This window comes from Laedolimicola sp., assembly GCF_051972735.1.
Taxonomy (GTDB): Bacteria; Bacillota; Clostridia; order Lachnospirales; family Lachnospiraceae; genus Laedolimicola; species Laedolimicola intestinihominis.
Genome location: NZ_JBOKYU010000023.1, coordinates 15,357 through 37,901 on the forward strand (window position 1 = coordinate 15,357; position 22,545 = coordinate 37,901).

25 protein-coding genes and 1 tRNA gene are annotated in these 22,545 nt (G+C 52.0%); all 26 read right to left on the bottom strand.

Annotated elements, in window-relative coordinates; all coding sequences use genetic code 11:
- Positions 1-41 precede the first annotated feature (41 nt).
- Positions 42-797, bottom strand: coding sequence for a TraX family protein (locus ACTRC3_RS07010; RefSeq protein ID WP_440322556.1), 756 nt, complete (start codon positions 795-797; stop codon positions 42-44).
- The gene (locus tag ACTRC3_RS07015) at positions 790-1,458 is read right to left on the bottom strand and encodes an acyltransferase (RefSeq protein ID WP_440322558.1); all 669 of its coding nucleotides are present in this window, start codon (positions 1,456-1,458) and stop codon (positions 790-792) included. Before ACTRC3_RS07015 ends, ACTRC3_RS07010 begins: the two co-directional genes overlap by 8 nt.
- Positions 1,455-3,497, bottom strand: a complete 2,043-nt coding sequence (locus ACTRC3_RS07020) for a DNA topoisomerase (RefSeq protein WP_440322560.1) — start codon at positions 3,495-3,497, stop codon at positions 1,455-1,457. Before ACTRC3_RS07020 ends, ACTRC3_RS07015 begins: the two co-directional genes overlap by 4 nt.
- Before the next feature lie 48 nt (positions 3,498-3,545).
- Positions 3,546-4,520: an RluA family pseudouridine synthase gene (locus ACTRC3_RS07025; protein WP_440322562.1), complete on the bottom strand. Its 975-nt coding sequence runs from the start codon at positions 4,518-4,520 to the stop codon at positions 3,546-3,548.
- Positions 4,521-4,577: 57 nt separating this feature from the next.
- A complete protein-coding gene (locus ACTRC3_RS07030; RefSeq protein ID WP_440322564.1) occupies positions 4,578-5,864 on the bottom strand; it encodes a nucleotidyltransferase in 1,287 nt (428 codons plus the stop codon).
- Positions 5,861-5,995, bottom strand: a complete 135-nt coding sequence (locus tag ACTRC3_RS07035) for a hypothetical protein (RefSeq protein ID WP_349164047.1) — start codon at positions 5,993-5,995, stop codon at positions 5,861-5,863. Before ACTRC3_RS07035 ends, ACTRC3_RS07030 begins: the two co-directional genes overlap by 4 nt.
- An 85-nt stretch (positions 5,996-6,080) precedes the next feature.
- A complete protein-coding gene (locus ACTRC3_RS07040; protein WP_440322566.1) occupies positions 6,081-7,445 on the bottom strand; it encodes a PFL family protein in 1,365 nt (454 codons plus the stop codon).
- A gap of 21 nt (positions 7,446-7,466) precedes the next feature.
- Positions 7,467-7,736, bottom strand: coding sequence for an ACT domain-containing protein (locus ACTRC3_RS07045; protein WP_178038163.1), 270 nt, complete (start codon positions 7,734-7,736; stop codon positions 7,467-7,469).
- A gap of 19 nt (positions 7,737-7,755) precedes the next feature.
- Complete coding sequence (locus tag ACTRC3_RS07050) at positions 7,756-8,553, bottom strand: MBL fold metallo-hydrolase (protein ID WP_178038164.1); 798 nt, start codon at positions 8,551-8,553, stop codon at positions 7,756-7,758.
- A 67-nt stretch (positions 8,554-8,620) separates the two neighbouring features.
- Positions 8,621-9,253 (bottom strand): dephospho-CoA kinase, encoded by a 633-nt coding sequence (coaE, locus tag ACTRC3_RS07055; protein ID WP_440322569.1) that lies wholly within the window; start codon positions 9,251-9,253, stop codon positions 8,621-8,623.
- A gap of 1 nt (position 9,254) precedes the next feature.
- On the bottom strand, positions 9,255-11,915 hold the full coding sequence (gene polA / locus ACTRC3_RS07060) for a DNA polymerase I (protein WP_440322571.1): 2,661 nt from the start codon (positions 11,913-11,915) through the stop codon (positions 9,255-9,257).
- On the bottom strand, positions 11,912-12,241 hold the full coding sequence (locus tag ACTRC3_RS07065; protein WP_178038167.1) for a zf-HC2 domain-containing protein: 330 nt from the start codon (positions 12,239-12,241) through the stop codon (positions 11,912-11,914). The genes polA and ACTRC3_RS07065 overlap by 4 nt, the downstream gene beginning before the upstream one ends.
- A gap of 233 nt (positions 12,242-12,474) precedes the next feature.
- Positions 12,475-12,557: transfer RNA gene (locus tag ACTRC3_RS07070), tRNA-Leu, on the bottom strand.
- Between the two features lie 56 nt (positions 12,558-12,613).
- Entirely contained in the window at positions 12,614-13,546 is a 933-nt protein-coding gene (locus tag ACTRC3_RS07075; RefSeq protein WP_440322573.1) for an RluA family pseudouridine synthase, read from the bottom strand.
- Entirely contained in the window at positions 13,539-14,051 is a 513-nt protein-coding gene (gene lspA, locus ACTRC3_RS07080) for a signal peptidase II (RefSeq protein ID WP_178038169.1), read from the bottom strand. Before lspA ends, ACTRC3_RS07075 begins: the two co-directional genes overlap by 8 nt.
- A 12-nt stretch (positions 14,052-14,063) precedes the next feature.
- Positions 14,064-15,173 carry a 3-dehydroquinate synthase gene (gene aroB, locus ACTRC3_RS07085; protein WP_440322575.1) on the bottom strand — a complete coding sequence of 370 codons (1,110 nt, stop codon included), beginning with the start codon at positions 15,171-15,173 and terminating at the stop codon, positions 14,064-14,066.
- A gap of 25 nt (positions 15,174-15,198) precedes the next feature.
- Entirely contained in the window at positions 15,199-15,954 is a 756-nt protein-coding gene (locus ACTRC3_RS07090; RefSeq protein ID WP_440322584.1) for an RNA-binding protein, read from the bottom strand.
- A gap of 2 nt (positions 15,955-15,956) precedes the next feature.
- Positions 15,957-16,475 carry a cell division protein SepF gene (locus ACTRC3_RS07095; protein WP_178038170.1) on the bottom strand — a complete coding sequence of 173 codons (519 nt, stop codon included), beginning with the start codon at positions 16,473-16,475 and terminating at the stop codon, positions 15,957-15,959.
- A gap of 24 nt (positions 16,476-16,499) precedes the next feature.
- Positions 16,500-17,192: a YggS family pyridoxal phosphate-dependent enzyme gene (locus tag ACTRC3_RS07100; RefSeq protein ID WP_349164140.1), complete on the bottom strand. Its 693-nt coding sequence runs from the start codon at positions 17,190-17,192 to the stop codon at positions 16,500-16,502.
- A gap of 28 nt (positions 17,193-17,220) precedes the next feature.
- Entirely contained in the window at positions 17,221-18,678 is a 1,458-nt protein-coding gene (locus tag ACTRC3_RS07105; protein WP_440322577.1) for an HlyD family efflux transporter periplasmic adaptor subunit, read from the bottom strand.
- Positions 18,679-18,763: 85 nt separating this feature from the next.
- On the bottom strand, positions 18,764-19,183 hold the full coding sequence (locus ACTRC3_RS07110; protein ID WP_178038172.1) for a twitching motility protein PilT: 420 nt from the start codon (positions 19,181-19,183) through the stop codon (positions 18,764-18,766).
- Between the two features lie 131 nt (positions 19,184-19,314).
- A complete protein-coding gene (mgsA, locus tag ACTRC3_RS07115; RefSeq protein WP_178038173.1) occupies positions 19,315-19,710 on the bottom strand; it encodes a methylglyoxal synthase in 396 nt (131 codons plus the stop codon).
- Between the two features lie 16 nt (positions 19,711-19,726).
- Positions 19,727-20,833 (bottom strand): FtsW/RodA/SpoVE family cell cycle protein, encoded by a 1,107-nt coding sequence (locus ACTRC3_RS07120; protein ID WP_440322580.1) that lies wholly within the window; start codon positions 20,831-20,833, stop codon positions 19,727-19,729.
- 28 nt (positions 20,834-20,861) lie between these two features.
- Complete coding sequence (minE, locus tag ACTRC3_RS07125) at positions 20,862-21,143, bottom strand: cell division topological specificity factor MinE (RefSeq protein WP_178038175.1); 282 nt, start codon at positions 21,141-21,143, stop codon at positions 20,862-20,864.
- Positions 21,144-21,162: 19 nt separating this feature from the next.
- Positions 21,163-21,948, bottom strand: a complete 786-nt coding sequence (gene minD / locus ACTRC3_RS07130; protein ID WP_178038176.1) for a septum site-determining protein MinD — start codon at positions 21,946-21,948, stop codon at positions 21,163-21,165.
- A 19-nt stretch (positions 21,949-21,967) separates the two neighbouring features.
- Positions 21,968-22,545, bottom strand: a 578-nt coding sequence (locus tag ACTRC3_RS07135) for a septum site-determining protein MinC (protein ID WP_440322582.1), incomplete at its 5' end; no start/stop codon positions are given.

Below are 22,545 nucleotides of genomic sequence, written 5' to 3' on the forward strand. Positions count from 1 at the left end.
TTTACGACAGGCTTTTCTCTCAAATATGCTCTTTTAGAATGTCAGATTTTTCCAATCACGTATGGCAGGACAAAATTTCCAAGCCCCCACAGCGCCAGCAGATGCACCGGATAAAACCAGTAGAAGAAATATTTGGGCTGATGGCCGCGTTTTCCATTGTAGAGAAGCAGGGCCAGGAAGCCGGGCAGGGCGTAGAGTTCTATCCGACCGCCCACTGCCAGCAGAACATAGGAGACGGCCAGCGCCGCTATTCTGTTTTCCCTCAAAAGGTACATTACCGTAATGACCAACACGCCGGTGGCGCCATAGTCAGTATTGCAAACTTCTGCCAGAATTGCCGCCGCGCCCAAGGCCGCCACGCCGCGCCATTCCCGGCCTGCGCTTTTCCGGAAGATCTGGATGGCCAAAAGGCCCAGCGCCAGGGTACAGAAAACATTCTGATGTGCCCACCATGGGAAATGATTTCGAAGCGCCAGATCAAAGGGGAGCTCCGACACCAGCGCAAAAACCAGCAGCCGACGGGCATATTTTCCAATATCATGGGTATGAACCGCCCCCTCCACCAGCAGGAAGCAGAAAATCGGGAAGGCTGAACGGCCAATATAACGCAGGATACGATCGATGCTCCACCAGAATTCCATATGTTCGATCATCCCGGCCAGCGGTGAATTTCCATAGCCATTCAGGACAAAAATCTCCAGGAGGCTCGCGCCCACATGGTCTGCGAGCATCAGCAAAATGGCAAGCCATTTCAGAGTACTCCCTGAAAACGGCCTGCCAGTCTCTCTCTTATTCATGCTTTTCGGCAACCTCACCCTGCTTCTTATAAATGGAGTTTGCCGGTACGACGCCGCGCACGGAAGACAGCGGATAAATGTTGGTATGCGAACCGATGACAGTTCCCGGATTCAGGACAGAGCCACAGCCCACCTCTACCTCATCGCCAAGCATGGCGCCGAATTTCTTGATACCGGTTTCGATATCTCCCTCCGGAGTGTGAACCTTTACCAGCTTCTTATCGGATTTTACGTTCGAAGTGATGGAGCCTGCGCCCATATGGGACTTATAGCCCAGGATCGAATCACCCACATAATTGTAATGAGGTACCTGCACCTTATTAAACAGAATCACATTCTTAAGCTCTGTGGAATTGCCGACAACTGCTCCCTCTCCCACCAGGGCGTTTCCGCGAATAAACGCGCAGTGGCGCACTTCCGTATCCTTGCCAATGATGCAGGGACCGGTGATAGATGCGGTGGGCGCCACCTTTGCAGAGCGGGCAATCCAGATGTTCTCTCCGCGTTTCTCATACTCTTCCTCGCTGAGTGTCGCGCCCAGCTCCAGAATAAAATCGTGAATCTTCGGCAGGGCCTCCCAGGGGTAGGTGACACTCTCAAGAAGGGGCGCAGCCAGGGTTTCACTTAAGGTATACAGCTCTTTTACTTCCAATGCTTTCATTTCTTCTTCGTCTCCTTTTTCTCACTTTTCTGGGTTTTATAAAAACGGGCGGACGCGTCAAAGCAGGGGCGTAGGGCCCTGCGGTAATCGGCGGCAAGCACCGCCTGCGTCTTATCCGTAATGTACTTTTCCAGCTTCTGCATGTAATAGTCTTCGGTAATGGTTCCTTCGGCCATCTGGGTCAGTCCCTTCTCCCAGCTGGCCGTCAGTTCCGGATTCAAAAGTCCGTAGATGGAAGCCCGCACCACGTCGAAAATCATTTCCCCCAGAAGGGTCGGCGTGATAATCTGGGTCTTTTTATTCAGGGCAATGTACTTATTATTGACTAACTTTTTCAGGATCTCGGCCCGGGTAGCGCTGGTGCCGATGCCGCTGCCCTTGATTTGTGCCCGCAGCTCCTCGTCCTCAATAAGCTGACCGGCGTTTTCCATGGCCAGAATCATGGAGCCGGAGTTATACCGCTTGGGCGGCGACGTCTCGCCCTCTTTGATGTGGAAACCGCTGACTTCCACCGAATCACCCTTTTTCAGATGCTTCAGGAGCTCCAGGAATTCCGCGTCCACACGCACATCCTCGGTCTCCTCATTTTCCGCGTCCGCCTTCTTCTTTGCAGCATCCGCTGTGCCCTGGGGCAGCACCTTCAGATACCCTTCGTTCAACAGCACCTTGAAACCGGAGAAGAACCGCTCGCCCCGCACCTCGGTTACTAACTGCACCTTCTGGTATTCCGCCGCCGGATAAAAGATGGCCAGGAAACGCCGGGCAATTACCTCATAGATCTGCTCGGATACCGGATTCAGACTTCGAAGCGCTGAGAGCCCCTGCCCCGTCGGCACGATAGCGTAGTGGTCTGTAATCTGCTTATCGTTGACATAGCGGGTCTTGGCGATGCCTTTCCAGGCCGTACCATTCAGAACCTCATGTGCGTACTCCGACAGCTTTCCGTAAGAACGTAAGCCCCCGATATTTTTATAAATCTCCTTCGCCACGGCGCCGGACAGCACACGGGCGTCCGTTCGGGGATACGTCACCAGCTTTTTCTCATAGAGCTCCTGCACCACCCGCAGAGTTTCGTCGGGACTCAGCTTAAAACGCCGGGAGCATTCATTCTGGAGCTCTGCCAGATTAAATAAAAGCGGCGGATTTTTCTTTTCCTTTTTCCGCTCCATGGACGTAAGCACTGCCCGCACCGGCTTTTCTTCTTCCAGAAAATGAATCAGGCTCTCCGCGTCCTCTTTCTTCTTATATCCGTTTTCCTTATATAACTTATGCGGCTCGCAGTAAGTGGAGCCCGATACAGCCCGCCATTCCCCCTCAAAGCTGCGGCCATGGAGTCCGAAATCTCCCAATACCCGATAAAAAGGCGTCTTTACAAACTCCCGGATCTCCCGCTCTCTGCGCACCACCATGCCCAGCACACAGGTCATCACGCGACCCACGGAAATAACCGTATAGCGGGTATTCAGATAGTTGGAAATGGTGTCGCCGTATTTGAGGCTTAAAAGGCGGGAAAAATTGATACCCATCAGGTAATCCTCTTTGGCGCGCAGGTAAGCGGCGCTGGCCAGATTGTCGTATTCCGACAGTTCCTTTGCCTCGCGGATACCGCGTAAGATCTCTTCCTCTGTCTGGGAATCAATCCAGACCCTGCGGCGCTTTTTCCCTTTGACGCCGGCCATCTGCTCCACCAGACGGTAGATATATTCTCCCTCCCGCCCCGAGTCGGTGCAGACGTAGATGGTCTCCACGTCCGGCCGGTTCAGAAGGCCGCTTACAATGGTATACTGCTTTTTCACCGAAGGAATGACCTCATACTTGAATTCCTTCGGCAGAAACGGCAACGTACTGAGACTCCATTTTTTCAGGCGCTCGTCGTAGACCTCCGGGTAGCTCATGGTCACCAGATGACCGACACACCAGGTCACGATAGCGTCCTCATCCTCCAGATAGCCGTCCCTTCTGGCAGTCTGAAGCCCCAGCGCCCTGGCAAATTCCTGGGCCACACTGGGCTTCTCTGCGATATATAGTGATTTTGACATAAGTTCTCGCTTTCTATGTAATGTCCCCGGCTGTCCGGAAGACTATGGCTATTCTAACACATCTGCCATGAATCTGGCAATGTCTTTCGGAATGGGTGCCTCGATGTGGATGGGTTCTCCAGTAAAGGGCTGGCAGAAATCCAGGCTGACGGCGTGAAGGGCCGTCCTGTTCATCCGTGTTCCGCACCCTTCCTGTGCCTTTGCCCTGCTTTCCGGCCCGGCGCTGCCGACTACTTTTCCATACAAAGAATCACCTGTCAATGGACAGCCAATGCTTTGCATATGCACCCGGATCTGATGAGTGCGGCCTGTCTTCAGGCGCAGCTCCAAAAGGGCTGTATTTTTAATCTCCCATTTTTTTACAGTTTTATAGCAGGTCTTCGCGTATCTTCCATGCATGTCCCCTGTCGGACACACCTGCATCCGGGTCTTATCCGCCGGATCCGACGCCAGCCATTTTTCAACCGTTCCCTGTTCCGGCTCCGGAATCCCGTCCGTCAGCGCCAGATAAGTCTTATGAAGCCTTCCCCGCTCCCGCTGCTGTTCCAACCGGGCCGCCGTTGTGCGATTTTTCGCCGCCAGCACCACGCCGGAAGTGTCCTTGTCCAGGCGGCCGATGATGCGGATGACACCCTCTTCACCCTTTTCCCGTAAATAATGTACCAGGCGGTTCGCGAGCGTATCCGCCTCAAAGGTCTGTCTGCCGGAAGGGTGTACCGGGATGCCGGAGGGCTTGTTTACCACCACCACATCCATGTCCTCATACAGAATCTCCAGCGGCGCGTTGGAAGCCTTCAGATGCCCGCTCACTGCGTCCGGTTTTTCCGTCTGCACCGTCACCTGCTGCCCCTTTCGCACCTGCGCCGTCACTTTTTGCCGTTCTCCGTCCACGCAGATACCGTCCTCCAGAAACTTGGCCCGGCTGATTTCCTTCTTTGCAAGACCCATGCCTTCCCGGAGAAAATGATAGAGGGTAGAGCCGTCGTATTCTGTTGATACTGTTTTTTGAATGCCATGACGCATAATCGAAGCTGTTCCCCCTGTTCATTCCGCATATTTTCCCTGGCCGGTCTTTCTCTGTCAGGGCAGAATCACCGGCGTCCTCGTATATTCATTCGCAAGCGCTTTCCCTGTCTTCAGAGCTTTGGCCGCCTCGTAGAGATGAGCTGCCGCCACATCCTGTTCAAACAACGCCCGTTGTTCCTCTGACAATATTTTCGCCGCGTCCGCCGTCTTTACCAGAAGCGGCGAAGCGCTCTCCCGCTTCACTGCCGAAAGCAGCTTCCCGGCGCTTTTTCGAAAGCCCAACGCCCGCAGGTAAACCGGATAATCCGCCTCCCGGCGCTCCTCAAGCTTCTTCTGCGAAAGCCCCAGCAAAATATGACACAGTGCCCGGGTCACACGCGTATGGGTCACCTGCCGGGTCTTTATCCGGTCTGCAAAACTTTCTGCCGAGATAAAGGTCAGACGGTTCCTGCAGATCCGCACGGCCAGCTCTTCTCCCACATCCTGCATAGCTGCCAGTTCTTCCTGAGAATCCGTCAGCAGCCGGTAAAAAAGCTGCGGTGAAAAATCATTCCAGGAGAGCGTTTCATTCCTTTGGAGCGCCTGTGCGAGCAGGACGGCAGATTCTTTCGGAAGCTGCGCCGCAGCCTCCAAAGGCAGGGTTTCTCTCCCGAATCCCGCCACCGCATGCCGGATGGCCGAGGCTGACGCCATCGCCGTGTCCAGGGTCAGCTCATGATATCCTGCTGCCTCCCGCCGGATGGTCAGAGGCTTCATCTTGCTGCTTTTATGAAGCAGCGCCCGCAGATATTCCACGCCGAGGATGTTATTGGGAGAATCCAATATGGCAGCTGCCCGGCGGCAATCCGCGTCGTCGGCGGAACACGGCAGAATCCGCTCCGTGCTGTTCCAGTACTCCTCCGCCGCCCGGCTTCTGGCCGCCGGAAAGCTGACTCCCTGCTTCAGATAAGACTGCAAGGTCTCCCGATAGAGGGGCGGCTCCTCCTCAAAAAGTCTCGCATAACGCCAAAGGCTGTCCAAATCGCCCGTCTCGCTTCCAAAGCAAAGTGCGTCTACACAGCCCAATTCCTCCAACACCGCCACCGCTCCCCGGGCAAAGGTTTCCGCGCTGCTGGTGGCATAGGATACCGGCAGCTCCAGCACCAGATCTGCGCCGGAACAGAGTGCCATCTCCGCTCTCAGATATTTGTCTGTCAGAGCCGGACATCCCCGCTGTACGAAATCGCCGCTCATGACAATGACAGCAAAATCAGCCCCGGAAAGCTCCTTCGCTTTCCGAAGCTGATAAGCGTGTCCCTTATGAAACGGATTGTATTCTGCTATGATTCCGACCGTCTTCAAAGGTTCTTACCCTCCCACGTCTTATACAAAATCCAGACCCGCAGCGTCTTTTTCAGAGATACCATATACACCGGAAGGGAGTCGATCATGGTTCCATCGATATCAAACACCAGATGGCTGTATTTCTTCATAAACGCTCTCCTTTTCTCTTATCGAAACAGGATAAAACACGGCGCAGACATTTGCGTGCCGCGCCGTATCTCTTCTGTAAATATGTTAGTTCTTAAAGGAATGAATCGGCGCCGGAATCCGCCCCTTGCGGCTCACAAACGCGTCGCAGGAAAACTGATTGACCGGAATAATCGGCGCATAGCCAAGAAGACCTCCAAACTCTACTGTCTCGCCCACGCCTTTACCGATAACCGGAATCAGACGGACCGCTGTAGTTTTCTGGTTGATCATGCCAATGGCCATTTCGTCAGCGATGATACCGGAAATGGTGCTGGCCTTGGTGTCGCCCGGAATGGCAATCATATCCAGACCTACAGAGCAGACGCAGGTCATGGCCTCCAGCTTCTCGATAGTCAGGGCGCCTGCTTTCACGGCGTCGATCATACCCTGATCCTCGCTGACCGGAATGAAAGCTCCGCTTAAACCGCCCACGTAGGAGGACGCCATGACGCCACCCTTCTTCACCTGATCATTTAACAGGGCCAGGGCTGCCGTGGTTCCCGGCGCGCCGCAGCGCTCCAGGCCGATCTCCTCCAGAATCTCCGCCACGCTATCGCCGATGGCCGGGGTCGGAGCCAGAGAAAGGTCGATGATACCGAAGGGAATGCCCAGACGTCTGGAAGCCTCCTGAGCTACCAGCTGACCCACACGGGTTACCTTGAACGCAGTTTTCTTGATGGTCTCGCAGAGCACCTCAAAGCTCTCACCGCGCACTTTACTTAACGCGTGCTTTACAACGCCCGGTCCGCTGACGCCCACATTGATGATGGCGTCTGCCTCGGTCACGCCATGGAACGCGCCCGCCATGAACGGGTTGTCGTCCGGCGCATTGCAGAATACTACCAGCTTGGCGCAGCCAAGGGAATCCTGCTCTTTGGTATACTCGGCGGTCTGTACCACCATTTCACCCATCAGACGTACCGCGTCCATATTAAGGCCCGTTTTTGTGGAGCCCACATTGATGGAGCTGCAGACACGTTCCGTCTTCGCCAGAGCCTCCGGTATGGATCGAATCAGGTTCTCCTCACCCTTGGTCATGCCCTTGGATACCAGAGCAGAATAACCGCCGATGAAGTTCACACCCACCTCTTTGGCCGCTTTATCCAGAGTCACGGCCAAAGTCACGTAATCCTCCGGCTTCTTGCAGGCCGCCTCGCCGATGGTGGCGATGGGGGTGACAGAAATTCGCTTATTTACAATGGGAATGCCGTAATCGCATTCGATTTCTTTTCCAACTTTTACCAGATTTCTGGCTACGGTCGTGATCTTATCATAAACCTTCTGATTCAGACGGTCGAGATCGGCGTCGATACAGTCCATCAGGCTGATGCCTAAGGTGATGGTACGCACATCCAGATTGTCCTGCTCAATCATCTGGTTAGTCTCTTTTACTTCGTATAAATTAATCATGAAAAGCGGCTCCTTTCCCGGTTAAATGCGGTGCATTTTGTCGAAGATTTCTTCCTGCTGGCACTTGATCACTACGCCGATCTCTTCGCCGAGGGCAGCCAGTTCACCGGTCAGCTTCTCGAAGGATTCCACTTTTCCGGTATCCACGATCATCATCATGTTGAAATAGCCCTGTACAATAGTCTGGGAAATATCCAGGATATTGACCTGATTTTCTGCAAGATAGGTACACACTTTTGCGATAATGCCGACGGTATCTTTGCCTACTACGGTGATAATGCTTCTTTTCATAATATCCTCCTTTGTGTCGTTAGACTGCTACGCATTCTGACTGTTCGTCCCGGCTCGCCACCCACATGGGGAAATCGCCCGGTTTGTATGGGCTTTCATTCAGCATCAGCTCCAGCTTCACGGTCTCATAGGCCAGCTCCGCGTAATTATTTTCCTTGCTGAGATGTCCCAGGAATACGGCCTTCATGTTGTCGTGAAGCACCTGACCCAGAAGCTTTCCGGCGGACTCGTTGGATAAGTGTCCCCGGTCGCCTGCGATGCGCTGCTTCAAATAATAGGGATACGCGCCCACCTGAAGCATATGAATGTCATGGTTCGCCTCAAGCAATAATACATCAAGATCCTTCAAATGGTCAATAGTATAATCGGTATAAACGCCAAGATCTGTGGCTACCGCCATCTTTTTTTCCCCGCAGGCCACCCGGTAGGCCACCGGCTCCGCCGCATCATGGGAGATGCGGAAGGGGGAAATGGTCAGATCCCCGAGGATGAAATCCTCATCCGCATGAATTTCGCGGAACAACTCTCCGTCAATCTTGCCCAGGTTTGTCATGGCCTTTACGGCCTCCGCGGTGCCCGGCGTGGTGTAAATCGGTACGCCGTATTTGCGGGACAGAACGCCCAGACCCTTAATGTGGTCGGAATGCTCATGGGTCAGCAGAATGCCGTCCAGATCCTTTCCGGTCAGCTCCAGGTTATTGAGTCCCGCCTCCACCCGTTTTCCGCTAATGCCTGCGTCAATCAGAATATGGTGTTCTTCCGAACCTATGTAAATACAGTTGCCGCTGCTGCCGCTGGCGATGCTGCATAGTCTCATGTTACTTTCTTGCTCCTTTTTATCCTTCTGTCATGTATCACGATTCTGTCCGGATAACCTTGTACGGTTATCGGAATGTCCCGGATTCCTGATGCGTTGTGTGAATTCCAAGTTTTCCCAGCAGTATATCCACCTGCTCATAAACAGCCTCTTTCGTGCTGTTGTTGTCGATCAACTGTGCGCAGTGGGTCCGGAATTCCGCGTCCGTACACTGTTTCCGGAAAATGGCATCTATTTTCTCGTCCGAATAGCCTCTGGACTCCTTAAGTCTCGCCCTTCGAATCTCCGGTTCTGTATAGATATACCAGAATTCTTCGCAGAGCTCCTCATAATGATCCTCGATAAGCAATGCTGCCTCTACTACAAAGAGCGCGCACGCACCCTGCTGCCGTTCCTTCTCAATCTCCCGGCGGATCCAGTTTTTGATGGCCGGATGCATCAGCTCATTCTGCCAATCCAGTTCCTTTTTATCCGCAAACACAATCTTTGCCACGGCGGCCCGGTCAAGCTGTCCGTCCGGGGTGAGTACACGCTCCCCGAAATGCGCCCGAATCTTCTCAAAGCACTCCATACCAGGCTCCATCAGAAGGTGGCCCACCTCGTCGGCTTCCACCACCCGTACGCCTGAAATGGCCGTCAGGTACTTCAAAATCGCGCTTTTTCCGGCTCCCACGCCGCCTGTAATTCCGATTACTCTCATCTTAATGCGCCTCGTACCAGTTTTTTCCCTGCTTCATATCGATTTCCAGCGGAACAGAAAGCTCTGCCGCACCTTCCATCTCCTCGGACAGGATCTGTTCCACCGCGTCCAGTTCTTCCGTAGAAGCCTCGAGCAGAAGCTCGTCGTGTACCTGCAAAAGCAGGCGGGACTTTAAGCCCTCGGCTTTCAGCCGCTGGTCCACGCGAATCATGGCGATCTTAATGATATCCGCCGCCGTTCCCTGAATCGGCGCGTTCATGGCCACCCGCTCGCCAAAGGAGCGCTGCATGAAGTTCGAGGACTTCAGCTCCGGCATGGGGCGTCTGCGGCCGAACATAGTCCGGGCATAGCCTTTTTCTTTGGCCTCCGTCACACAGGAATCCAGGAATTCCTTAATCTTCGGATAGGTCTCAAAATATTTCTGAATATACTCCTGGGCCTCCTTCCGGGAGATACTCAAATCCTGAGACAGGCCGAAGGAGCTGATGCCATATACGATACCAAAGTTGACAGCCTTGGCATTTCTTCGCTGGAGATCCGTCACCTCGTCGAAGGGAATGTGGAACACCTGGGACGCAGTCAGCCGGTGGATGTCCTGGGCCTCCCGGTAGGCGTGAATCAGATTTTCATCGCCGGACATATGGGCCAGCACTCGCAGTTCAATCTGGGAATAATCCGCATCCACCAGCACACAGCCATCTTTCGGGATAAAGACCTTGCGAATCTGCCGTCCCAGCTCCATGCGAATCGGGATGTTCTGCAGATTCGGCTCCACGCTGCTTAAGCGGCCTGTGGCCGTGATGGTCTGCTGGAAGGTGGTGTGAATCCGCTCATCCGGGCCGATGTAAGCCGTCAGACCGTCCGCATAGGTGGATTTGAGCTTTGTAAGCTGCCGGTATTCCAGAATGTCCGCCACAAACGGACACTCCGGGGCTAACTTCTCCAGCACTTCAGCGGAAGTGGAATAGCCGGTCTTGGTCTTTTTGCCGCCCTTCAGTCCCATCTTGTCAAATAAAATGACGCCCAGCTGCTTGGGAGAATTGATATTGAAGGTCTCCCCGGCCTCCTTATAGATCCGGGTCTCCAGCTCGCCGATACGGACAGCCAGCTCGTCGCCGTAGCTCTTCAGAGCCTGGGCGTCCACCCGGACGCCCTCCTGCTCCATGCCAAAAAGAGTCCAGACCAGCGGCATTTCCATGGTCCGGTACAGATCTTCCATGCCTGTCTCCTGTAAATGCGCCAGCAACACCGGCATGGACTGATATAAAACGTAGGAAGAGTAGCCGCCGTAGATACGGAATGCCCCGGTCTTTTCTTCCAGCACTTTCGTTAGTTTATCCTTACCAAATAGTTCTGCATAGGAAGGAATCGTAAGGCCCGCATACTCCCTGGCCAGCTCCTCATAGGCATAGCTGTCCTTCAAAGGATTCAGCAGATAGGCCGCGATCTCCGCGTCCAGAAACGCACCCTGCTGCTTTTTGTCCACATTTACGCCATGGGCTGCCAGGCACTTTAACTCTTCTTTTAATTTCAGGGTTGCGATCTCCGGTACCTTCGCGAAGATCTCACCCAGACGGCCCAGCAGCCAGTCTGCGGTCATAAAACCCGCCACCGGAATCACGTATGTCTCTTTCTCCGACAGGGTCAGGGAAAGAGACAGCATTTCATCCCCCTCCCGGTGAATGGCAAAGGCCAGACGGAGCGCGGCTGCCGCCTTATTCAGCACCTGATCCGCCTCGCCGAAGTCCTCGATCATCCGGAAGGTTTTCTCGATCTTATCATTGGCCGGGGCGTCCACCTGAAAACGGGACAGCATATTTTTGAACTCCAGCCGCTTGATCAGGGCGTAGGCTTCCTGGGTGTAGATGTTGCCCAGCTTCGCCATGTCCCAGTCGTAATCATAATCGCAGTCGATGTTGATGGTGGCCAGCGCCTTGCTCATGACCGCCATGTCATAATGCTCCTGCAGCGCATTTTTCGCCCGGTTGGGCTTGATCTCCTCCACATGGGCGTAGGCGTTTTCGATATTGCCGTACTGAACGATCAGATTCGTGGCGGTCTTCTCGCCGATGCCCGGAACGCCGGGGATATTGTCGGCAGAATCGCCCATCAGAGCCTTCAGCTCGATGATCTGAAGCGGGGTCACCTGATACCGGTCAATGACGTCCTGCGTGTTATAATTCTCGGTCTCAGTCACACCTCCTTTCGTCTTTGGCAGGCGGATGCGAATATGCTCGGTGGCCAGCTGCAGAAGATCCCGGTCGCCGGACAGTACCGTCACCTCCATGCCCAGGGCCTCGCTTCGTTTCGCCACGGTTCCCAGGAGATCGTCCGCCTCCAGACCGGCCTTTTCCATGGTCGCAATGCCCATGGCGTGCAGCACGTCTTTCAGCACCGGCACCTGCTCATGAAGCTCCGCCGGCATGGGTTTTCTGGTGCCCTTATAGGCGTCGTACATCTGATGCCGGAAGGTAGGCGCCTTCACATCGAAGGCCACAGTCAGATAATCGGGCTTTTCCTCCTCCAGCACCTTAAATAATGTATTCAGAAATCCGTAAATGGCATTGGTGTGAAGTCCTTCCGAATTGGTCAGATCAGTTACGCCGTAAAAGGCGCGGTTGATGATGCTGTGTCCGTCCACCAGCAGTATTTTTTCACTCATAGTTTTACTATCTCCATCACGATAATTGCCACAAGAGCCGCCATAGCCAGCACCTGTGATACCACATAATACACGTTCAGGAGCACCCGTCCCCGCACCCGCTGCTCTGACGCGTGCAGTGCCTCCTGTAGAAGATTGTGCATATCCCGGCCTTCATTTTCCCCATCCAGCTGGGACAGGCCCGCGTAAATGGTGTAATAGATCTCCAGCTCCTCATAGCAGCTCTTGCATGCGTTGATATGCTCCAGAAACGGCCCCAGCTGCTTGTCCGTCAGCTCGTCATTAATATAGGGCATAATCATCTGTTCTACTTCTTTGCAGGTCATAAGCGGGGCCTCCTTTCGCAATATACGTTCTTTCATAAAACAAAGCCGCGGACTGCATAAAGTTCCACGGCTCGCAGATCAAATTTTATTATAGCACAGATGGCTGGGATTATACAAGGTATCGGGAAGAAATCCCTGCGGGTTCAAATCCCGCTGCCGGATTTTTCCCTGATTTTCATGCGAAAAAAGCTCTGTAAAACCATTCGTAGGTCTTACAGAGCTTTTTCTGAGCCTGCCGGCAGCGGGACTTGAACCCGCACGTGGTCACCCACAACAGATTTTGAGTCTGCCTCGTCTGCCATTCCGACATGCCGGCATGTGCTGCATCAGCAACTCATTTATTATAGCACAGGCTTACGCCAAGCGCAAGTCCTAACTTCCACTCTTCCGCAATTTTTCCAACAGCTTCTCGAAATATTCCGGCAGGGGAGCTTCAAATTCCATGTATTCGCCGGTGGTCGGATGAATGAAGCCCAGCACCATGGCATGCAGGGTCTGACCCTCCAGCTTAAAGGGGGATTTGGCGCGGCCATAGATCTCATCTCCCAGCAGCGGATGTCCCAGACTCGCCATATGGACGCGGATCTGATGGGTCCGGCCTGTCTCCAGCTGACACTCGATATAGGTATCATTGCCGAAACGCTCCAGCACGCGGTAATGGGTCACGGCACGCTTGCCGCCACTACGGACGATGGCCATCTTCTTGCGGTCCTGGGGATGACGACCAAGGGGCGCGTCCACGGTGCCCTCGTCCTCCTTCAGATTGCCGCAGACAATAGCGCGATATTTTCTTGTGATGCTGTGTTCCTTCAGCTGCTCTGCCAGGGCATTATGCGCTCGGTCGTTTTTGCAGACGATCAGAACGCCCGTGGTATCCTTGTCGATGCGATGGACGATACCTGGCCGCAGCACGCCGTTGATGCCGGACAGATCGCCCCTGCAATGATACATGAGCGCATTGACCAGCGTCCCTGTATAGTGTCCCGCCGCCGGATGCACCACCATATTTTTCGGCTTATTGATGAGAATCACGTCGGAATCCTCATAGAGAATATCCAGCGGAATATTCTCCGGCAGAATCTCCGGCTCCTCCGGCTCCGGAATGGTAAGCGCAATCACAGCGCCGGCCGCTGTCTTCGTGCTGGCCTTAACCGGTTTTCCATTCATTTGCACGCTGCCATCCTTCAGAAGCTTCTGCAGATAAGAGCGGGTAATATCCGGCAATTGTTCCGCCAGATACTTATCAATCCGTACACCTGCATCCTCCGGACTCACCGTAAGCCGCTGTAATCCATTTTCATTCATGCTTCTTTTTCAGGCTTAAAAAGCCCAGCTCCTCATCCTTGTATACAAAGAGAATCAACACGGCCAGTAAAATCGCGCCCGCAGTCACATAACAGTCGGCCACGTTGAAAATCGGAAAATCAATCAGTTTGAAATACAGGAAATCTACCACATAGCTCTGAGCCATCCGATCAATCAGATTGCCCACCGCACCTGCGCCAAGCAGGACGCCTACCACACGTAGCGGCAGATATTTCTTATCCTCCGGCATACGGTTATAATAAAAGCCCAGGACCACCAGCACCAGGACGGTACAGAGCAGGAAAATAAGCTTCTGTCCCTGGAGAATCCCAAAAGCGGCACCCCGGTTTTCCAGGTAGTGCAGTTCAAATACGCCATCCCAGATCACAAAAGGCTTCTGATTCATCAGATGCTTCACTGCCAGCAGCTTCGTCCACTGATCGAGAGCGACGAGAAGCACTGCCGTCACAATGCCAATCAGATTATATTTCGTCTTTTTATTCATATCCTTCTTCCCCTATATGATTGCTTCGCCCAGAATCCACCGAATCGCCTCCAGAAGCTCCTCATCTGTCAGCGTACGCTCCACAAAGGCGTCTCCGATATGCCGCAGCAGCACGAACTTGATACTGCCTGCATCCATCTTTTTATCCGACTTGGTTGCCTTTAAAACCTCCCCGGCAGAAAGTCCATCCGTCCTCACCGGAAGGCCGAATTCTTTCAGGCCTTCGCAGATATAGACCAAATCTTTCTCGGAAATCAGCCCCTGCTTCCAGGACAGATATGAGGCCGCCGCTGTTCCAATGGCCACACATTCACCATGGGACATGCTGAAATTCTTCAGCTTTTCCACCGCATGTCCGATGGTATGGCCAAAATTCAGGAGCGCGCGTTCGCCCTGCTCAGTGGGATCCTGTTCCACCACCGCGCGCTTTATCTTACAGCTCTCCTCAATCATCGGAAGCAGAACATCCATCTCGTGAGAGCGAATCGCTCTCTGATTTTCCAGCAGCCACTGAAAATACTCCCCATTCTTAATCAGGCCATGCTTCAGAATCTCTCCCATGCCGGAAGCAAACTGCCGTTCCGGAAGAGTCGTAAGCACTGCCGGATTCATGTATACCAGCCTCGGCATATGGAACGCGCCGACCATATTTTTATAGCTGTCGAAGTCTACACCGGTCTTGCCGCCGATGCTGCTGTCCACCTGGGATAACAGGGTTGTGGGAATCTGGATAAAGCCAATGCCGCGCAAATATGTCGCCGCAGTGAAGCCAGTCAGATCGCCTGTTACGCCACCTCCCAAAGCTACCAGCATATCCTTGCGGTCATAATGCTTCTCGATCAGATAGGCGTAGACCTGGCGCACCGTATCCAGTGTTTTATACTCCTCGCCCGATGGAATCGTGTAGAGCTCCACAGTATCTGTCACCTTCAAAAGCTCAGCCCGCACCGCTTCCCCATAAAGCTCTCCGGCCTTCGCGTCCGCCACGATACAGAGCTTCCGACCTTCCACTCCCAGGGTCTTTACCTGCTCGCCAAGCTTCGTAAAATCCGCTTTCAGGATAATATTATAACAGAACTTCCCATCCTTTCGAACCGGAAGCACACGCATATTTTCGTCCATATCGATGTCCTCCATCTTCTGTCTCTCAGATATATTTCCACAGGGTCACATACTCCCGGCCTTTCTTTGACTGGCCTCCCGTTCCCTGAAACCGAAACCGTCCCATGCCCCGCACGGACACCAGATCACCTTCTTTGGGTTCATAACCGTTAGATGTGACTAATTTACCGTTTACAAAGACCTTGCCGCCCTCGATGAGTCCGGTCAGGCTGCTGCGGGAAGCATTAAACGCCAGCGCCAGCAGCTTGTCAAGCCTTACCGACGCCACCGTACCGCCCACCTCTTTGTATTTAGGCTCATAGTGAAAGTCTTCCGCTTCCACCTGCTCCACATAGACGCTTGTGTGCCGGATCCGGGTCAGATTTTCCCGGATAAAATCCGCCATCCGTTCCAGGCAGAACAGATAAGCCGCGTCGTCCTCTACGAGAATATCCCCCAGGCATGTTCGTTCCAGCCCCAGATTCAAAATTGCCCCCAGATAATCCCGATGATTTAAGCTTTCCGCAAACTTCACGTTCAACGGTGTGATTTTCAGGCAGCAAATCGGATAATCAACATAAAAGACAGGAGCCTCAGGACGAAATACCGCTATCTGACGCTCCGCCAATTCATAGCCGCCGAAGCTCTCCATCTTCAGATAGGAGAACTCCGGACGCAGGCTCTGAAAAATATTCAGTTCATTTAGATTCAGGAAGTCGGAAAATACAGCAATTCCGCGCTGATAGGCCGTACGGGCCAAATCCCGGAAATGCTTTTCCAGCTGTTGTTCTTCTCTTGTCATCATTACTTATTATACACAGACGGAAGATCCAGGGAACCGCTTAAAATATCCTGCAGATCACCGGAGATATCCACATTCTTCGGCGTAACCAGGAAAATGTAACCGGACACCTTCTGCAGATGACCGCCAATGGCATAGCAGCCGCCGGAGGTAAAATCAATAATCCTCTGAGCTACATCCACATCCAGTCCCTCAAAATTCAGGACTACGGTGCGGTTGCTGAGCAGGGTATCCATAACCTCCAGAGAATCCTCGTAGCTGGTCGGCTTAATCACACAGACCTCCATGCCGTTACCACTTCTTCTCTGGGCCTGTCGAATCGGAGTTACCTTGGCAGATTTTGCGGAAGCAGCATCCTCCGGAAAATCATCCTCTGCGTCCTCGTCCTTCTTTTTCTTAAAAATGCTTTTCTTAGGCTTATCGTCGTAGTCGTCCTCGTAGTCGTAATCATCCTCATAATCGTCATACTCGTCGTCACCGCCGAGCTTCATGACATCCAGAAATTTATCGATTACACTCATACCGCTGTCTCCAATCTATTCTTTTTAGATATTGTAATTTCTTTCTCCGAAAATGCCTGTCCCCACGCGCACCATGGTAGCGCCTTCTTCGATAGCTACCTGATAATCGCCGGTCATGCCCATGGACAAGACATCCATAGATACATTATCAATATTTTTGTTCTTGATGTCAACAGATAATTGCTTTAATCTGGAAAAATGTACCCGGTTCTCCTCCGGATCTTCCACATAGGGCGCTATGGTCATCAGCCCTTTTATCTGAATGGACGGAAGCTTGGCGATTTCACGCACCAGACCTTCCGTTTCCTCCAAAGTGACACCGAACTTGCTCTCCTCGCCGGCTACATTGACTTCGATAAGCACCGGAACCGTGACGCCTTTCTTCACGCCCTCTTCGCTGATGGTCTCTGCCAGCCGCATAGAATCCACGGAATGAATCAGGCAGGCTTTATCCACCACATATTTGACCTTATTGCGCTGCAGATGGCCGATCAGGTGCCAGTGAATATCTTTCGGCAGCACCTCGTATTTATCCACAAGCTCCTGTACCTTATTTTCCCCGAAATCCCGTGTGCCGCCCGGAAGCAGTTCCTCAATCATCGACACGGGCTTGGTCTTGCTGACCGCAATCAGGGTCACCTCATCCCGGGAACGTCCTGCGCGCGCACATGCCTCGCATATATGCTTCTCTACCTCTGCAAGATTTTCCACTACCATACTCATATTTTGCTCCTCCTGGTATCTCCTAATAAATTACCTGATCCTCCGTGACAGTCGCCGCGTTCAGCACTATCCGATCGTACACGGACAGTCCGAAGCTGGTTCCCTCTTTCACAATACTGTACTCCTCATTTTCGTAGAGAACCTCCACCCGGCGGAAAATCGTGTAACCCTTGTTAATATTATAGACGCCTGTAAGCTTCGCGGTCTGCCCCACCTGATAAGTTTCCGACGAATCTGTCTTCACCAGCAAATCTCCACTCACAAGCTTCTTCATGGAAGTGCTGAAGCTCTCCTCTTCCGGATCCACATAGGCATTTTCTTCATCCTGATAGTAAATCGTACAATTCACAAACTGCGCAGTCACTGCGCCGTCCTCTCCGGTCACCTGTTTCATGAAGCCGGTGTCATTTTCCACCTTAGTCAGATAAGCTGCAGGAATCACATAGAAATCCTTCTCCGTAATGGCCGTCTTCGGAATCTTCAGACCCGAAGTCTCGTCGCGCAGCACCTCAAAGCTCAGATATCTCTCATTTGCGTAGCGCACCATGGAATTTACAAAAGAAAGCACGCCATAGGCCTGTCCGTCCCGATATTCCACAGTCACAGAAGGCCACACCGCCTCCCCGTCCTTATCAAACTGTATCTGTATGTAGGTGGTTCCCTGTGTTACCGTACCGTCCTCCGCAGTCCGCTGATTGGCCTGCATCTTATCCAGGATATAGCTTTCCATCTCTGCGTCCAGCGGAAATACCAGCTTCCAGTTTTCGTCCGTCACCAGCTTATAGGCCGGATCCCCGGAACTGACCAGTTCATTGGTCCGCAGATTCTGCCGCTGATATTTTGTCTCGTCAAACCAGTCCGCATTCAAATCATCGAGGCTGGCATCCTCATAGCCGTCTATATAATACTCCACCACTCCGGCCGTGGCCGCGTTGTACCGCGTGAACAGAGCGCTGTTGTCATCCGCAGCGCTGTCCAGCTTGTCAATCATATTCTGGTTGACAAGCTCCAGAATCGTGCTGTCTACATTCGTTTTAAAATTGTATACACTGTCAAATTCCATATCAGAAAAACTGCTCATATAAGTGCTGATCTGCGAACGAAGCTCTGCGTAATCCTCTTCACCCAAACTGATGTCTCCCGCGTTTTCCTGCAAAATATCCGCCATTTTGCCGCTCTCATCCAACGTATAAACCGTCGAGAGGACCGACACCTTCTCACTTTCCGACGCATAATAATTGATATAACCTGTCTTTTCCGTAGAATATACCTGCTCCGTCCGCAGGGCAATACCCGTATAGCGGTAATCCGTCGCAAGATTTCCCTCTATGACCTCATACCCGGAGATATGCGTCGAAGTAAAATACATATAAATACAGATAATCAGATAGATGGCAATAAACCCGAAGAAGACAACACCCACATTCAGGGTCCGCCCCATTCTGACTACCTTTTTTCTCTTTTTCCCGGTTTTTGCCACCAGTCAATTTCCTCCATACTTAACGAGAGGACGCCCTGAAAACAGGGCATCCTCTTATGTATTGTGCAGAAATAAAATCATTTAACTAACAGGAAATGATAACCTGCTCTTTCGCGAATTCAGGAAGCTGGTTCTCTTCAACGGAAATGCTCAGACAGAAGTTTACCTTGAACTGTTCGCTGATGGCGTTCAGCTGAGTCAGCGCGTCTGTCAGATCCTCTCCCTCCAGATGGGCGATTTTCAGAAAGCTGTCCAGATACATCTGCTCCAGGTCGTAATCCTGTGAAATAATACCACAGATAAAACCGATGAACTCATCACAGTTCTTAAGCGGATAATCAGCTACATTGATAAGACGAACCTTGTTGTCAAGCTCATGCATATGCTTGGTATTCTTATCCAGGTATACGATGTTGCCTGACGCTGTCTTAATCTGGTTGTTTACTCTGTCCAGCAAATGCTTTGTCTTTCCGTCTCCCTTACTTCCTACAATTAACTGCACCATAGCCGTGTCCTCCTTGGTTTTCCCATTTTTCTTTTAAAGGCTGTTCGATCCTTTTTTAGATAATAACAGTATAGTCGATCTGCCCTAAAAACACAACTATTATTTACTTTTTTTCCGACTAATTATACAATCTAGTTATATAATTCTCTCCATTCCATATCGCCACGGTCCAGAGCCTTGATCAGAAGCTCCGCGGTAGCCAGATTGGTAGCCAGCGGAATGTTATACATATCGCAGAGCTTTACCACGTTATTCACATCCGGCTCATGCTGCTTGGGATTCAGCGGATCCCGCAGAAAGATCACCAAATCCATCTGGTTATGCTCAATCTGTGCCGCGAGCTGCTGCTGTCCGCCCAGATGGCCCGCCAGATACCGGTGTACATTCAGATTCGTAACCTCCACAATCAGTCTGCCGGTGGTACCCGTCGCATAGAGTTCATGCTTACTGAGAATTCCTCTGTATGCAATACAGAAATTCTGCATCAGTTTTTTCTTTGCATCATGTGCGATTAATCCAATGTTCATAGGAACACCCCCAAAGTTAGTATTTTTTCGGCTGCAAACCGACATTTAACACAAATCCTATGGCCATAAACAGCGTCAAAAGCGACGTCAGTCCATAGCTCACAAAGGGCAGCGGGATTCCCGTATTCGGAAAAATCCCCGTTGCGACGCAGATGTTGACAAAACTCTGAAACCCGATATAGCCAGCCACTCCGCAACAGATCAGCGTACCCGAAAAATCTCGCGATTTCTTACCAATCCAGATACATTCTATCACAATTAACGCCAATAGTAAAATAATTGTTGCACAGCCGATAAATCCAAGCTCCTCCCCGGCCACCGCAAAGATAAAATCCGTCTGGGGCTCAGCAATGAAACTGCCGTTCTTTACGGAAGAAACCAGATTATTGTTCAGCCCCTTCCCCACCAGCTGGCCGGAACCGATGGCCATGATGGAATTCTGCTGCTGATAGGCGTTATCCGCGTACTGGGTCGGATTCAGCCAGGCCATAATTCGAAGCCAGGCGTAATGGTCGAGAAGCTTCTGATTCGGCTGCATAATCAGGCTGATGAAAATCACCGCTGCCGGGATTCCCACCGCCAGCGCTCCGCCGATGAGCTTGTAGCTTAAGCCCGAGATAAAAAGCAGGATAGCAAAGGTCATGCAGATGGAAATGGTCGTGGACAGATCCGGCTGGCTCTTAATCAGAGCCGCGGGCACCGCAAAGAGCGCTGCCATCAATCCCAGCACCTTCCAGGTATTCAGATTTTCTCTGTACTTTTCCAGCATTTTCGCGAAAAACAGAATCAGTAAAAGCTTGGACAGCTCTGAGGGCTGAAAACGGAAACCGCCTATCTTCAGCCACCGAACCGCTCCATTGGCGTCATCGCCCAAGGGCGTCTTTACCAAAAGTAAAAGCACCAGGTTAAAGGCATATATCAGCCAGTAAAACTTCAAAACCCAGGTGTAATCAATCAATGAGACTACAATCATGGCCACGGTTCCCAGAAATAGTCCCAGAATCTGCTGACTCTGTACGGATTTTTCCGCGCTTCCGATAACCAGGATTCCGATAATACTGATAGCATACACATAACACACAAGTCTGAATCTGTAATCCCTCAATCGATACTGTTTTAACATAATACTCCTCTTATACCCGAGATTATCCCTACCGCAGCTGATCCTTGTGCTTCAGATCCTTAATCGGAATATTGGCGCACAGGGCCGGCACATGGCCGTTCTGCCCGTCGGATTCGGTCTGGGTAATCTGGATGTCCAGATTTTCACAGTCGATCTCCATATATTTTGAGATAACCTTGATAATATCGTTCTTAATCAGTTCCATTACTTCAGGGGAACAGTTTGCCCGGTCAGAGATCAAAAGCAGCTTGAGTCTGTCTTTGGCCACGTCTCCTGAACTCTTTTTCCGGAAAAAATCCATCAATGCCATTTTCCTTCTCCCCCTTTACTTATTTAAACAGCTTGGACAGCTTTGCGAAGAATCCGTTGTTTACATCCAGATTCATAAGCGGCACATCCTCACCCATGATACGCTTACAGATGTTCATATAAGCGGTTCCGGCCAGAGAAGAATCGCCGGCCAGCGGCTCGCCCTGGTTGGTAGCCACTACGATGCTCTCGTCGTCCGGTACGGCTCCGATGAGATCGATGGCCAGGATATCAATAACGTCCTCAATGGACATCATATCGCCGCGCTTTACCATATCCATGCGCAGACGATTCACGATCAGATTGATCTTGTGGATGTCATTGGCTTCCAGAAGACCGATGATGCGGTCCGCGTCGCGGATAGCGGAGACCTCCGGCGTAGTCACGATAAGCGCCCGGTCCGCCGCGGCGATGGCATTCTTGAAGCCCTGCTCAATACCTGCGGGGCAGTCCAGCAGTATGTAGTCAAACTCAGGCTTAAGCTCCTCGATAAGCTTCTTCATCTGTTCCGGATTCACTGCCGTCTTATCCCGTGTCTGCGCAGAAGGAAGCAGGCAGAGATTGTTATACCGCTTATCCTTAATGAGTGCCTGCTTCATACGGCAGTTACCCTCTACCACGTCTACCAGATTGTATACAATCCGGTTTTCCAGTCCCATAACCACATCCAGATTCCGCAGTCCGATATCTGTATCGATCATTACCACACTTTTACCCAGCTTCGCAAGTCCCGTTCCAATATTCGCGGTGGATGTGGTTTTACCCACGCCGCCTTTCCCGGATGTAATTACAATTACTTCACTCATACCTTTTTCCTCCAAGCTTTTATAATTTAATATCATTTAATACATCTTTTGTAATGGGTTCTATATAAATGTTCCCATCTTCCACAAAGGCAATCTTCGGCGTGTCATCTGCTTTCTTCTTCCGTACCGCCGCGCCGTCGGAGCTGCGGGCTATCACATCGCCAATCCGAATCTGCATGGGATCCATGGAAAGAGCCGCCACAAAGGCTGCTTCATTACCGGCTGCACCCACAAACACATTGCCCTTCAGAGTTCCGAGTACGATTACATTTCCCTTGGATACCACCCGGGCTCCCGGATTGACGTCTCCCAGAATAATGATGCTGGTTTCTGATTCCAGTACCTGGCCGGAACGTAAGGTTCCTTTATAGAAACGCCCATCCTGCAGATTGGTCAGGTCATGCTCCGACGGGCTTGCAGCTGCCCCTGCCACCTGATCCACCGCCTGCTTCATATGCTGCTCGGTCACCTGATTTTCATCCACCAGGCAGACCACCTGAATCTGGCAACTCTTTCCTATGACATCCGCCAGTTCCTGTTCCTCCGCTATACTTAAAGTTCTTCCCTGAAAGCACAGGGCCATCTGGGCGTTTCCAA